General features: G+C 67.8%; 11 protein-coding genes. 8 read left to right on the forward strand and 3 right to left on the reverse strand.

Going from position 1 to position 13,051, the window contains the following annotated elements; genetic code table 11:
* The first annotated feature begins 3 nt into the window (after positions 1-3).
* Both D3654_RS08090 and D3654_RS08100 read left to right on the forward strand, forming a co-directional pair.
* The gene (locus D3654_RS08090) at positions 4-594 is read left to right on the forward strand and encodes a GlcG/HbpS family heme-binding protein (protein ID WP_120521091.1); all 591 of its coding nucleotides are present in this window, start codon (positions 4-6) and stop codon (positions 592-594) included.
* Positions 595-603: 9 nt separating this feature from the next.
* Positions 604-1,338, forward strand: coding sequence for an ankyrin repeat domain-containing protein (locus tag D3654_RS08100; protein WP_342635089.1), 735 nt, complete (start codon positions 604-606; stop codon positions 1,336-1,338).
* A gap of 50 nt (positions 1,339-1,388) precedes the next feature.
* Here D3654_RS08100 and D3654_RS08105 read toward each other — a convergent pair whose 3' ends face one another.
* A complete protein-coding gene (locus D3654_RS08105) occupies positions 1,389-3,095 on the reverse strand; it encodes a cytochrome c biogenesis protein DipZ (RefSeq protein WP_120521092.1) in 1,707 nt (568 codons plus the stop codon).
* Between the two features lie 259 nt (positions 3,096-3,354).
* On the opposite strand from D3654_RS08105, the gene D3654_RS08110 reads away from it, so the two are divergent.
* Positions 3,355-4,029, forward strand: coding sequence for a fasciclin domain-containing protein (locus tag D3654_RS08110; protein WP_120520996.1), 675 nt, complete (start codon positions 3,355-3,357; stop codon positions 4,027-4,029).
* Between the two features lie 88 nt (positions 4,030-4,117).
* Entirely contained in the window at positions 4,118-5,488 is a 1,371-nt protein-coding gene (locus D3654_RS08115) for a cryptochrome/photolyase family protein (RefSeq protein WP_120520997.1), read from the forward strand.
* 123 nt (positions 5,489-5,611) lie between these two features.
* Here the strand turns inward: D3654_RS08115 and D3654_RS08120 are convergent, their stop codons facing one another.
* Together D3654_RS08120 and D3654_RS08125 are read right to left on the reverse strand one after the other, a co-directional pair.
* Positions 5,612-6,781, reverse strand: a complete 1,170-nt coding sequence (locus D3654_RS08120) for an MFS transporter (protein WP_120520998.1) — start codon at positions 6,779-6,781, stop codon at positions 5,612-5,614.
* A gap of 43 nt (positions 6,782-6,824) precedes the next feature.
* Complete coding sequence (locus D3654_RS08125) at positions 6,825-8,471, reverse strand: amidohydrolase (protein ID WP_120520999.1); 1,647 nt, start codon at positions 8,469-8,471, stop codon at positions 6,825-6,827.
* Between the two features lie 253 nt (positions 8,472-8,724).
* On the opposite strand from D3654_RS08125, the gene D3654_RS08130 reads away from it, so the two are divergent.
* Genes D3654_RS08130 through D3654_RS08145 form a run of 4 tightly spaced genes read left to right on the forward strand, consistent with a single transcriptional unit; the run spans position 8,725 to position 13,046 of the window.
* Positions 8,725-10,224 carry a CoA-acylating methylmalonate-semialdehyde dehydrogenase gene (locus D3654_RS08130; protein WP_120521000.1) on the forward strand — a complete coding sequence of 500 codons (1,500 nt, stop codon included), beginning with the start codon at positions 8,725-8,727 and terminating at the stop codon, positions 10,222-10,224.
* A complete protein-coding gene (locus tag D3654_RS08135; protein WP_120521001.1) occupies positions 10,224-11,294 on the forward strand; it encodes an enoyl-CoA hydratase/isomerase family protein in 1,071 nt (356 codons plus the stop codon). Before D3654_RS08130 ends, D3654_RS08135 begins: the two co-directional genes overlap by 1 nt.
* Positions 11,287-12,210, forward strand: a complete 924-nt coding sequence (mmsB, locus tag D3654_RS08140) for a 3-hydroxyisobutyrate dehydrogenase (protein ID WP_120521002.1) — start codon at positions 11,287-11,289, stop codon at positions 12,208-12,210. Before D3654_RS08135 ends, mmsB begins: the two co-directional genes overlap by 8 nt.
* Positions 12,211-12,266: 56 nt before the next feature.
* Positions 12,267-13,046, forward strand: coding sequence for an enoyl-CoA hydratase (locus tag D3654_RS08145; RefSeq protein ID WP_120521003.1), 780 nt, complete (start codon positions 12,267-12,269; stop codon positions 13,044-13,046).
* Positions 13,047-13,051 lie beyond the last annotated feature (5 nt).

Here is a 13,051-nt window from a genome sequence, read left to right on the forward strand (position 1 = left end):
ATCATGGGACTGAGCAAGACCAACATCAAGACCCTCTCCGCAGCAGCCGCAGCCCTCATCCTCACCGGCGGCATCACCGTCGCCGCAAACGCCGGCCAGATCGCCCCGGCCGCGGCACCCGCCGCCCAGGCTCCCGCGGCCGTTCCCGCCGTCGACGTCCCCGCCGGTGAAGGCACCACCGTGGCCCAGAACCGTATCTCCGCCACCGCCTCCGCCAAGGCCGTCCAGGCAGCCCTCGCAAAGTGCGCGGCTGACAAGCTCCCGTTCGTCACCGTTTCCGTGGTGGACCGATTTGGCACCGTCCAGGCCGTGCTGCGTGGCGACAACGCCGCCGAGCACACCATCGAAGCCTCCAAGCAGAAGGCCTACACCGCAGCTGCGTTCGGCGCTCCCACCAGCGAGCTCAACGGCCGCATCAGCGGCAACGGCAAGCCCTCCATCGCCGACCTGCCCGGCACCCTGTTCCTCGCCGGCGGCGTCCCGCTGAAGGTCAACGGTGTTTCCGTGGCCGGCATCGGCGTTGGCGGGGCCCCGGACGGCATGCTCGACGAAGCCTGCGCAACGGCCGGCGCCGAGGCCATCCTGGCCCAGTAGTCTCAGCCCATGCCTGACTTCAAGCGCGGCCGGAGTTTCCTGCGGGGAGCTCCGGCCGCGTGCCTGATTCTGTTCCTGGCCGCCTGCTCCGGCGGGCAGCCGTCCGCCCCGGAAACTGCTGCGGGCCCGACGGCGGCAAGCACGACGGCGTCAAGCGCCCCGGCGGCGCCCTCGGCGTCTGCGGTGGTCCCGCCGTCGTCGGCTGCTTCCACGGCGACCCCCGGCAAGCGTCCGACCCTCAGCAAGGAGGCCCAGCTGGAAACGAACCGGCAGCTCATCCGCGCGGCCAAGGCCAACGACCCCGTCCAGGTCAGGAAACTCATCGCCGCCGGCGGGGACGTCAACGCCAAGGACGACATCCAGGACTCGGCGTTCCTGTACGCCGGTGCGGAAGGTTTCAACGAGGTCCTCAAGCTGACCATCGAGGCAGGCGCCGACGTGAAAGCCACCAACCGCTACGGCGGCACGGCGCTGATTCCCGCCAGCGAGCACGGTCACGTGGAGACGATCAGGATCCTGATCGCCGCCGGCGTCCCGGTGGACCACGTGAACAACCTCGGCTGGACGGCCATGCAGGAAGCCATCCTGCTGAACAACGGCGGCCCGCGCCAGCAGGAAGCGGTGAGGCTGCTGCTCGACGCCGGCGCGAACCCGGACATCCGCGACCCCCAGGGCCGCACCGCCCTGCAGAACGCGGAGCGGCTTGGCTTCACGGAAATCGCGGAGCTGATCCGCGGGCGCTGAGGCTGGTACGCGAGCGCTGAGGGGCGCGGCGGCAGGTCCGCGCTGAGGCGCTATCCGAACGTGAACGAGTACGCCTGGATGCCCTGCGGGATGCGGACCTGCAGCTTGCCTTCGCGGATCTCCATGTCGTCGACGATCCTGTAGAGCGTGGGCACCCCCGAGACTTTCACCGGGGTGCTCCTGCCGTCGCGGACCACCTCGATCGTCCCCTCGCCGCTGACCACGATGTACACCTGCCTGGCGTGATAGTTCAGGGCGATCGAGGACGCGGGGCCGGTGGGGGCGATCGACTGCGTTCCCAGGTTCCAGCCTCCGGAGAGGGCGAAGCTGTCCGCGGGCTGTCGTGGCGGGACGGTGTAGCTTCCCGCCCCGGCCTTGTACGGTTCGGTTCCGCCGTAGTTGACCTTCTTGGTGACGCCCAGGTACGTCTCGCGGGTTGTGGCACCGGCCACTGGACCGTCGTCGGAGGTTTCCACCGGCGCGGGCAGCGCCACGGACGGCTTGGCCTGCTTGAGGAGTTCACGGATGAGCTTCTCCGTGGTCTGGTAGCCGCCCTCGCCGAATTTGATGTGCCGGACGGTGCCCTCGGCGTCGATCAGGTAGTGCGCGGGCCAGTACCGGTTGCGGTAGTTGGTCCAGGTGGAGAGGGTGTTGTCGATGGCCACCGGGTAGGCGATCCCGAGGTTCTGCGCGCCGGACCTGACGTTCCGGACTTCCTTCTCGAAGGCGTACTCGGGGGAGTGCACGCCGATGATCTCCAGGCCGGCATCCTTGTACCTGCCGTACCACTGCGTCAGGTGCGGCACGGAGCGCTGGCAGTTGATGCAGGAGTATGCCCAGAAATCCACTAGCACCACCTTCCCCTTGAGGTCCTTCAGGTTTACGGGCTGGTTGCCGGGGGTGTTGAACCACTCCTGGATGCCCTTGAGGTCCGGCGCCGTGCCGCAGGATTCCAGCTCGGTTCCGCCGTTGCTGCACTTGTCCAGGTCCTTGTTCTGATCGTTGACCAGCCCGCCGAGGTCTAGGGCCTTCTTGACGGCGTCGTTGTCCTGCACCCGTTCTTGGAGTGTGGAGGTGTAGTCGGGGACCAGTTTCTGGAGCAGCTGCGGGAGGTTGAACACGAGCCCGATCGCCAAAGCGATCATCATGGTGCCGCCTGCGACGCGGATCTTGCGCTGGTTCTTCCGGAAGGACTTGACCCGTTCGGCCACGCGCCGTCCGGCCAGGGCGAATACGAGCAGCGGTATGGCCGCACCGACGGCGAAGGTCAGGGTGAGGACGATCGTTTCCAGGCCGACGCGCCCTGTGGCGCCCGCGACCGCGATTGCCGCCAGCACCGGCCCCGCACAGGGGACATAGACGACGCCGAGAGCCAGCCCCAGCACCAGCCCGCCGTTCTCCGTACCCACCCTGCGTTGCGGGATCCAGGAGAAGGGCTTTTCGAGGATGTGCTGGAAGCTATCGAAAATCAGGCCGAGCCCGATCAGCACCAGCACCACCAGGCCGATCCAGCGCAGCAGGTCCTGCGGCAGGTTCACCAGCGTGAGCAGGAACGAGCCCACCAGCGTGAAGGTGCTGAAGCTGATCACCAGTCCGAGGATCACCAGGTAGGGGCGCCACCCGGCTGGAGGGTTGGTGCCGTTGCGGGCCGCCTGGGCGCCGCCCGAGAGGAAAATGACCGGCAGGACGGGCAGGATGCACGGCGAGATCCCCGTGATCAGGCCGCCCAACAGGCCGATGAGTGCCAACTGCAGCATGGTGTCTCCCGAGGTTGCGGTGCCGGGCGCCAACAGTTCGTGTCCCGGATGTCTGCAGGGAGTTCGGAGCCGGAGCCCTTCCGGCTTGGTGCCGGTGTTCCGGGTCTGGAAAATTTCCTGCGGTTCGCACCCATCCACCTTCCCTCGTCCTCCGAATAGCTGGTGAGGCACAACCGTCGGCGAGGCAGATGCAGCGCCGGGCAGCCCGTGCCGACCCATTGGGCCCGACGCCACGGGTCCACAAACAAGGAGAATGACAATGTTGTCCAGAAAGCGCCCCACCCTCGCCTTCGTTGGTCTCACTGCAGCTGCCCTCCTCGGACTTACTGCCTGCGGCGGTTCCAGCACGTCCGGTTCGTCCGCGCCTGCCACGTCCCAACCGTCATCATCGGCAGCACCCACGCCGTCGGAATCGTCCATGACCAGTTCCGCCATGGATCCGGCCCGTGATCTCGTCGGCCCGGGCTGTGCCGCGTACGCCGCCCAGGTGCCGGATGGGGCGGGTTCGGTGCTTGGCATGTCGCAGGACCCGGTGGCCGTGGCCGCGTCCAACAACCCGCTGTTGAAGACCTTGACTGCCGCTGTTTCGGGCAAGCTCAACCCCAAGGTTGACCTCGTCTCCACCCTGAACGGAAGCGAGTTCACGGTCTTCGCGCCGGTGGACGACGCGTTTGCCAAGGTTCCCGCCGCCACCATCAACACACTCAAGACCGATGCCCCGCTGCTGAGCAAGATCCTCACCTACCACGTGGTTCCCGGCCAGCTGACGCCGGACCAGGTGATCGGCAAGCACAAGACGGTCCAAGGTGGCGAAGTCACCGTGGCCGGCACGAAGGATGCCCTCACGGTTGACGGCGCCAAGGTGATCTGCGGCGGTGTCCACACGGCCAACGCCACGGTGTACTTGGTGGACTCCGTGCTGATGCCCAAGTAAGTCCAGTTTCAACGTGCGTTGAGCAGGTGCCCCCTAGGATGCCTTCTTGGGGGCATTTGCCGTGCTCCTACCCGGAGAAAGGTGCCACGTGAAACCGTCCATCGTCTGGTTCCGCGACGACTTGCGCGTCAGGGACAACCCTGCCCTGCGGGCCGCCGTCGACGACGGCGCCGCGGTGGCGATCTACGTCCTGGACGAGGAATCGCCCGGCATCCGGCCGTACGGCGGTGCGGCGAGGTGGTGGCTGCACCACTCCCTGGCCGCGCTTCGTGAAGAGCTCGAGGCGCTTGGCATTCCGCTGCTGCTGCGCCGCGGGCCCGCCGCGGACATCGTCCGGAAGACCGCGACGGTGATCGGCGCCGGCGCGCTGTTCTGGAACCGGCGGTATGGGGAGGCCGAGCGGACGGTCGACGCCGGGATCAAGGCCTGGGCCCGCGACGCCGGGATCCATGTGGAGAGTTTCCAGGCGTCCCTGCTGCATGAGCCGTGGGAAGTCACCACGAAGACCGGCGGACAGTACAAGGTCTTCACCCCGTTTTGGCGTGCACTCTCGGCGCAGGAGTTCCGGGAGCCCCTGGTTGCACCTGCCAAGGGCCACGGGTACGCGGGCGACCTTCCCGCGTACGACGACCTGGATTCCTGGCGCCTGCTGCCCACGAAGCCGGACTGGTCCTGCGGCCTGGCTGAGGCCTGGACGCCGGGCCCGCGGGCTGCGCACAAGCGGCTGGCGGAGTTCGTGGACGGCGGGCTTTCCGGCTACAAGGAGGGCCGCGACCGCCCGGACCGCGACGGAAGCAGCGGCCTCTCGCCGCACCTGCGCTGGGGTGAGCTCAGCCCGTTCGAGGTGTGGCACGCCTTGGGGTTCCGGAGCTCGCAGAGCGCTGCGGTGTATGCCTCGGAGCTGGGCTGGCGCGAGTTCTGCTGGCACCAGTACTTCCATAACCCGCAGCTCGCCACCGCCAACCTGCGGACCGAGTTCGACCGCTTCCCCTGGGCCTGGCCCGAGGTTACAGAGGACGAGGCTGCCGCCAGGGACCTCCGCGCCTGGGAGCAAGGCCGTACCGGTTTTCCCCTGGTGGACGCCGGTCAGCGGCAGCTTTGGCACACGGGCTGGATGCACAACCGGGTCCGGATGGTCGCCGCCAGTTTCCTGGTTAAGAACCTCGGCATCCACTGGCAGCTGGGCGAGCAGTGGTTCTGGGACACCTTGGTGGACGCCGATCCCGCCTCCAACCCGGCCAACTGGCAGTGGGTGGCAGGTTCCGGGGCGGACGCGTCCCCGTTCTTCCGGATCTTCAACCCGGAAGCCCAGCGCACCAGGTTCGACCCCCAGGGCAAGTACATCGCCCACTGGATCCCCGAGTTCGGCACCCCCCACTACCCGGAGGAGATCGTGGACCTCAAGACCACCCGGCAGGACGCGCTGGAGGCTTACAAGGGGCTCAAGGAGCGGCTCTAGGCGGGGCCGAAGGTTCCGGCGGGCCGTCCTGACCTTCTTTGCCCACGAAACAGGGGCGGCACCCCATCAAATAGGCGTGCCGCCCTTGTTCTGTCCTTCAAAGAAGGTCAGGAAGGCCGCTCATCAAACAGCCCTGCGCCTCTGCACCAGCAGCACACAGGCGAACGACGCGAGCACTCCAGCCAGGGACAGGGCCAGCATCCCCGTGAACGAACCGCCACCGGACTGGATGAGGGCGCCGCTGAGCACCGGGCCCACTGCGAAGCCGCCGCCGATCATCAGGTTGGTGGTGTTCATGACGTGGCCGCCCCCGGAGAGGTCTGCCAGGGTGGACAGCAGGTAGGGCAGGATGAACGTCCACGCGAACTTGAAGATCACCGCCGCAACCGCGAACTGGATGAGCCCGGGAGCTCCGAACAGCAGCGCCACGCTCAACGCCATGCCCAGGTACCCGGCAATGAGGTAGAGGCGGCGCCGCGGGGTGTCGCCCAGGACCGTGGCCACGAGGGCGGAGGCGATACCGGCGACGGTGGCGACGGACAGCACCAGGCTCGTCGCAGAGAGTTCGGTCCCCGCCGCCGCGGAGATCTGTGCCATGAAGGACCACACCCCGCTGAGCGCCACATAGAAAAGGAAGACGGCGGCGAGCCCGGCCACGAACTTCGCCAGCGGCACCTTGGTGCGGGCGGCGGCTGCCGCGGGAACCTCACGGCGCAACACCTCGCCGTCGATCCTGTTCACCACGACAAGGCAGGCGACGCCGAGCCCGGCCAGCGTCCAATAGATCGCCGAAACCCCGGCCCCGGCGAACAGCGCGGGGAACACAGCCAAGATCAAGGCACCCATGGCCAGTTGGAACACCACGAAGATCCCGAAGGCACGGCTTGGATTGGAGGTCTTGCCGCTGAGGGTCAGGAGGATCACGGTGATCGAGCCGGCGGCCAGGGACGTGACGAAGCGGACTGCCACCAGCAGCGGGAAGCTGTCCACGAAGCCGGAGAGCAGGTTGCCGGCGATCACGACGGCGGTGAACAGGTAAGAGGCCGTGCGCAGGTTGATGCGCCGCAGCCAGAGGTACGCCGGGACGGTGGCCAGGCTGAAGGCGCCCAGTTCCAGCGAGAACAGGCCACCCAGCTGGACCGGGGTGAGCCCGAACTGCTGGATGAGCTTGCCAGCCACCACGGGAGCGATCAGGAGCACGGTATACAGAACGGCGCTATAGACGGCGACGTAGGTGTAGGTGCCGCGGTCGGATGCCCGTGTGGGCATGGCTGTCTTGAGGAGGGATGTCATGGCTGCCCTTCGGTTGGGGGAACTGTTGGGGAGGAGTGGGAGATCAGGCTTCGTAGACTTTCCGGCCCGCGAACCAGGTCTGCCGGGCGTGGACGGTCGGGATCTTCTCGATGTCCACGTCGTAGGGGTTGTCGCTCAGGACGATGAAGTCCGCGGACTTGCCAGGAATCAGGGAGCCGGTGACGTCGTCCACGCCCATCGCTTCGGCGCACGCGGTGGTGTAGACGGCAATGGCTTCGGAAAGCGTGATGGCCTGTTCCGGCCATAGGGTTCCCGGGAAGGTGCCACTCGGATCCTTCCGGGTGACGAGGCCGTAGATCCCTTCCCAGGCGTTGGGCGAGACGCTGACCGGCCAGTCGGACCCGCCGGCCAGGCGGGCACCGGCGTCGAGCAGGATCCGATTGGGCTGCATCTTCGAGGCTCGCTCGGGCGGCAGGACAGTGGCGATGGCTTCTGAGATGACGCCCGGGAACCAAAGCGAGGGCGAAATATCCGCGGTAACGTCCAGCTCGGCGAAGCGGCCGTAGTCGTCCGGGTGTACGAACTGGCCGTGGGCAATGTGGTACTTCGTGTCCGTGTGCCCGGCGGCCCGGACCTTGGCGATGGTGTCCAGGGCTAGGCGCACGGAGGCGTCCCCCGTGCAGTGGATCTTCGCGGAGATGCCACGTTCGGCCGTGCGCATCAGCCAGCCCTCCAGTTCCTCGGGGGCCATGGTGGCGTTGCCGCAGTGGCACTCCGGGAACCCGGCCTCGGGCAGGTACGGTTCCAGGAAGGCGCCGGTGCCTGCCGGCGGAACACCGTCCAGGAAGATCTTGATGAAGTCGGGGCGGTGGTGCTCGCTGCGCAGGGCGTCGCGTTCGGCGATGATCCCTTCGCCCAGGGGAGTGGTGCCGAAGATGAAATCGTTGGCCTGCATGGAGGTGACCACCCATGCGTGGAGGCGGCCGTCGTCGTCGAGCTGCTTGAGGGCCTGCAGCAGCTGTAGCGACGCCGCCGCGTCCTGGAAACCGGTGACACCGTAGCTGTGCAGGAGTTCGATGCCGCGCTCCGCCGCCCGGGCCAGCTTCGCTGGGTCCTGCGGCTGCAGCCGGGCGAGGGTCTGTTCGAGCAGCACCCCGCCTGCCTCGATCAGCACCCCGGTGGCGCGGCCGGCGTCGTCGCGGAGGATCTGGCCGCCGTCGGGATCCGCCGTAGTGTCGGTGATCCCGGCCAGCTCCAGCGCGCGGGAGTTGGCCCAGCGGTTGTGCTTGCTGTCGTCCTTGAGCAGGCCCGGCCGCCCGCCCGTGGCCACGTCCAGGCGCCGCAGGGCCTCCGGAGTGTTCAGTTCGCCCAGCAGGCCCGAGCCCCAGCTGCCGCCGGTGACCCACTCATCGGGGCCGAGGGTCGCGGCGTAGTCTCCGATGGAAGCGATGAACTGGTCCAGCGTCAGCGACGGCGGTGCGTCCAGTTCGAACAGGTCCATCTGCCCGGCGAGCATGTGGTGGTTGTGGACGTCCAGCAGCCCCGGCATGACATAGGCGCCCTGGAGGTCGACGACGGCGGTGCCCGGCCCGCGGCTCAGCCCGGCTTCCGTGCCGGTTGCCAGGACCTGGCCCGCCTTGACGGCCAGGGTTGAGGTCCGCGTGCCAGCGGGATCCAGGGTGTCGATGACGCCATTGATAAGAAGGAGGTCGGCGTGGTGTTCGGACACGGCCAGTCCTTTCGCTCGGGATGCGATTCAGACTAGGCGCGCCGCCTTGGCCGGCCGTTGTCTGGCAGTGCAAGGGACTTGTCCGGCAGAGCTCGTCAGTGAGCTGCGCCACTCTGGAAAATAGTAGGAAGTCCGAGTATATTCGGGACCAGATGGCCAGCCCGCGCCGAATTCCGTAGTCCGCAAGCCACGCGGCGCGGCCGCGGCACGGTCTTTCCGGCAGTCTTTTCCGGCAATGCGAAGGAGCATTCTGATGGTCCGCGAACTTTCCCACTACATTGACGGCCAGAGGGTGGACGGCACATCCGGCCGCTTCAGCGACGTCTACGATCCCTGCACCGGCGAGGTCCAGGCCCGGCTTCCGCTGGCCAGCAAGGCCGAGGTGCAGGAGGCGGTCGCCAATGCCGAGAAGGCCCAGCTCGAATGGGCCGCCATGAACCCGCAGCGCCGCGGCCGGATCCTGCTGAAGTTCGTGGACCTGGTCAACGAACATATGGACGAACTGGCCACCCTGCTCTCCTCCGAGCACGGCAAGACCTTCCTCGACGCCAAGGGCGACATCCAGCGCGGCATCGAAGTGGTGGAATTCGCGGCCGGCGCCCCGCACCTGATGAAGGGTGAGTTCTCGGACAGCGCCGGCCAGGGCATCGACGTCCATTCGATGCGCCAGCCGCTCGGCGTCGTCGCCGGCATTACCCCGTTCAACTTCCCGGCCATGATTCCGCTGTGGAAGTCAGGCCCCGCGCTCGCCGCCGGCAACGCCTTCATCCTCAAGCCCTCCGAGCGCGACCCCTCGGTGCCGTTGCGCCTCGCCGAGCTCTACAACGAGGCCGGCGTGCCCAACGGTGTCTTCAACGTCATCAACGGGGACAAGGAAGCCGTGGACGCCCTGCTCGAAGATCCGCGCGTCAAGGCCATCGGCTTCGTCGGCTCTACACCTATCGCTCAGTACATCTACGCCACCGCCGCGGCCCACGGAAAACGCGCCCAGTGCTTCGGCGGCGCCAAGAACCACATGGTGATCATGCCGGACGCGGACCTGGACATGGCCGCGGACGCCCTGATCGGCTCCGGCTATGGTTCCGCGGGCGAACGGTGCATGGCCATTTCCGTCGCGGTCCCGGTGGGCGAAGAGACCGCAAACATCCTGGTGGGCAAATTGCAGGAGCGCATCAAGGACCTCAAGGTGGGCCCCAGCCTCAAGGACGGTGTGGACTTCGGCCCCGTGGTGGCGGCCGCGGCCAAGGAACGGATCGAAGGCTACATCCAGGCGGGCGTCGACGCCGGTGCAACCCTCCTCGCCGACGGGCGCGGCCTCACCGTGGACGGCTACCCCGGCGGGTTCTGGCTGGGCCCCACCCTCTTCGACAACGTCACCAAGGACATGTCCATCTACAAGGAAGAGATCTTTGGCCCGGTGCTCAGCGTGCTGCGCGCGGCGGACTACGACGAAGCACTCCGGCTCTGCTCCGAGCACCAGTACGGCAACGGCGTGGCGATCTTCACCCGCGACGGCGACGCCGCCCGCGACTTCGCCAGCCGCGTGGAAGTGGGCATGGTGGGCGTCAACGTCCCCATCCCGGTGCCGATCGCGTACTACACCTTCGGCGGCTGGAAAGCCTCCGGCTTCGGCGACCTCAACCAGCACGGCGCGGACGCCTTCCGCTTCTACACCAAGACCAAAACGGTCACCACGCGCTGGCCCTCCGGGATCCGGCAGGGCGCCAGCTTCGTGATGCCGGCGGGCAGCTGATGGGGGAGGAAGCGGAGGTCCTTTTCGAGCAGCGCGGCCGTCTCGGTGTCGCCACCCTCAACCGGCCCAAGGCCGTCAACGCACTGAACCACGGCATGGTGCTGGCCCTGCTGGACCAGCTCACTGCCTGGGCCGCGGACGACTCGGTGGCCGCCGTCCTGGTGCGCGGGGCTGGGGATCGGGGCCTGTGCGCCGGCGGCGACATCGTGGCGATCTACCGGGACATGCTCGACGGCGGCCACGCCACCGCGGATTTCTGGCGCGACGAATACCGGCTCAACGACCTGATCTCCCGGTACCCGAAGCCGTACGTCGCCTTCATGGACGGCCTGGTGCTCGGCGGCGGCGTCGGAGTGTCCGCCCACGGCTCACACCGGATCGTCACCGAGCGCACCCGCACCGGCATGCCGGAAACCACCATCGGTTTTGTGCCCGACGTCGGCGGGACGCTGCTGCTCTCCCGCTCGCCGGGGGAGACAGGAACCCACGCCGCCCTCACCGGCGCGCACCTCTCCGGTGCGGACGCCGTGTACCTCGGGCTGGCCGACCACCTCGTCCCGTCCGGCGAGCTGGAAGCCCTCGCGGAGGCACTTGAAAAGGCGGCGTTGGAAGGCGCGACGCCGGATGACGCCGTCGCGCGGTTCGCCCAAGTGCCGCCGGCCTCGGCACTGGCCGGGCAGCGTGAGTGGATCGATGCCGCCTACTCTGCGGACGACGCGGACGAGATCGTGGCCAGGCTGCGGTCTGCCGGCGGCGAGGCCGCCGAGGCGGCGGACACCATCGAGGCCAAGTCCCCGACGGCTGTGAAGGTCACGCTGGAATCGCTGCGACGCGTGCGCGGGCGCTCCCTGGAAGAGGCCTTGGCGCAGGAGTTCCGGGTGGGCGTGCACTGCCTGGCCGGGCCCGACTTCCGGGAGGGCATCCGGGCGCAGGTAGTGGACAAGGACCGCAACCCGCAGTGGAAACCGGCCACCCTGGCAGGCGTGGACCGGGCCGCCGTCGAACGCTATTTCGAACCGCTTGATGGGCAGGAACTGACCTTCGAATCAAAGGAGTCGCGCCATGTCTGAGAACGCAACTACCGGAACCATCGCGTTCCTGGGCCTGGGCCACATGGGCGGGCCAATGGCGGTGAACCTCATCAAGGCCGGCCATACGGTGGTGGGCTTCGACCCCGTGCCCGCCGCGGTGGAGGCGGCGAAGGCGCACGGCGTGCCGATGGTGGATTCCGCCGCCGAAGCAGCCTCAGGCGCCGCCGTAATCCTGACCATGCTGCCCAGCGGCAAGCACGTGCTGGACGCCTACCGCGGCGTGGACGGCGAGTCCGGGCTGCTGTCCGTCGCCGCCCCGGACACCCTGTTCCTGGACTGCTCCACCATCAACGTGGACGAAGCCCGGGAAGCGGCAGCCATCGCGGTCGAAGCCGGGCACCGCTCCGTGGACGCCCCGGTGTCCGGCGGCGTGGTGGGAGCCGAGGCAGGGACCCTGACCTTCATGGTCGGGGCGCTGCCCGAGGACTTCGAGACGGCGAAGGGGATCCTGGAGCATATGGGCAAGAGGATCGTGCACTGCGGCGACCATGGGGCAGGGCAGGCCGCCAAGGTCTGCAACAACATGATCCTGGGCGTCTCAATGATCGCGGTGAGCGAGGCCTTCGTGCTCGGCGAGAAGCTGGGGTTGACGCACCAGGCCCTGTTCGACGTCGCCTCCAATGCTTCCGGCCAGTGCTGGGCCCTGACCACCAACTGTCCGGTGCCCGGGCCCGTGCCCACCAGCCCGGCCAACCGGGACTACCAGCCAGGTTTCGCGGGGGCGCTGATGGCGAAGGACCTCAGGCTCGCCGTGAACGCCCTGGAGAGTACCGGCGTCGAAGGGCAGATGGGGCACCTGGCCTCGAAGATCTACGATGCCTTCGCCGCGGAAGGCGGCGCCGCGCGGGACTTCTCGGGGATCATCACGGATATCCGGGACAAGTCGGGCAAGTAGCCTTGCGTATTGAAGGCACGGGTCTACTGAGGGATCACACAGCGAAGGGGAACGGTTTGGCGCAGCAATTCGAGAACATCCTGGTGGAAACCCGCGGACGGGTGGGGCTGGTGACCCTGAACCGGCCGCAGGCGCTGAACGCACTGAACAAGGCCACCATGGAGGAACTCGTTGCCGCGGTGACCGCCATGGACTCCGACCCGGACGTGGGCGCCGTGGTGATTGCCGGCTCCGAGAAGGCCTTCGCCGCCGGTGCCGACATCAAGGAGATGGCGGCCAAGGGCTACCTCGAGATGTACGCCGAGGACTGGTTCCGCGGCTGGGAGAACCTCACCCGCCTGCGGATCCCGATCATCGCCGCGGTCTCCGGCTTCGCCCTGGGCGGCGGCTGCGAGCTGGCCATGATGTGCGACATCATCATCGCCGGGGACAACGCCAAGTTCGGCCAGCCCGAAATCAACCTCGGGGTCATCCCCGGCATGGGCGGCTCACAGCGGCTCACCCGTGCCGTCGGCAAGGCCAAGGCCATGGACATGGTGCTGACCGGCAGGTTCATCGACGCCGAAGAAGCCGAGCGCTCCGGGCTGGTGTCACGCGTGGTGCCGGCCGCCGTCGTGATCGATGAAGCGCTGAAAGCCGCCGAACTGATCGCCGCCAAATCCAAGCCGGCCGCCATGCTCGCCAAGGAAGCGGTGAACGCGGCCTTCGAGATGGGGTTGGCGCAGGGCGTGGTGTTCGAACGGCGGGTGTTCCATTCCCTGTTCGCCAGCGAGGACCAGAAGGAAGGCATGGCCGCGTTCACGGAGAAGCGGTCGCCGGAGTTCAAGGGGCGGTAGGAACG

The organism is Arthrobacter celericrescens (assembly GCF_003614925.1).
In the GTDB taxonomy this organism is placed as follows: domain Bacteria; phylum Actinomycetota; class Actinomycetes; order Actinomycetales; family Micrococcaceae; genus Arthrobacter; species Arthrobacter celericrescens.

Excerpts from the sequence above, each read along its gene's own strand:
- mmsB (WP_120521002.1), top strand. The coding sequence starts at position 11,287 with ATGTCTGAGAACGCAACTACCGGAACCATCGCGTTCCTGGGCCTGGGC.
- D3654_RS08135 (WP_120521001.1), top strand. The coding sequence starts at position 10,224 with ATGGGGGAGGAAGCGGAGGTCCTTTTCGAGCAGCGCGGCCGTCTCGGT.
- D3654_RS08110 (WP_120520996.1), top strand. The coding sequence starts at position 3,355 with ATGTTGTCCAGAAAGCGCCCCACCCTCGCCTTCGTTGGTCTCACTGCA.
- D3654_RS08105 (WP_120521092.1), bottom strand. The coding sequence starts at position 3,095 with ATGCTGCAGTTGGCACTCATCGGCCTGTTGGGCGGCCTGATCACGGGG.
- D3654_RS08120 (WP_120520998.1), bottom strand. The coding sequence starts at position 6,781 with ATGACATCCCTCCTCAAGACAGCCATGCCCACACGGGCATCCGACCGC.
- D3654_RS08100 (WP_342635089.1), top strand. The coding sequence starts at position 604 with ATGCCTGACTTCAAGCGCGGCCGGAGTTTCCTGCGGGGAGCTCCGGCC.
- D3654_RS08130 (WP_120521000.1), top strand. The coding sequence starts at position 8,725 with ATGGTCCGCGAACTTTCCCACTACATTGACGGCCAGAGGGTGGACGGC.
- D3654_RS08090 (WP_120521091.1), top strand. The coding sequence starts at position 4 with ATGGGACTGAGCAAGACCAACATCAAGACCCTCTCCGCAGCAGCCGCA.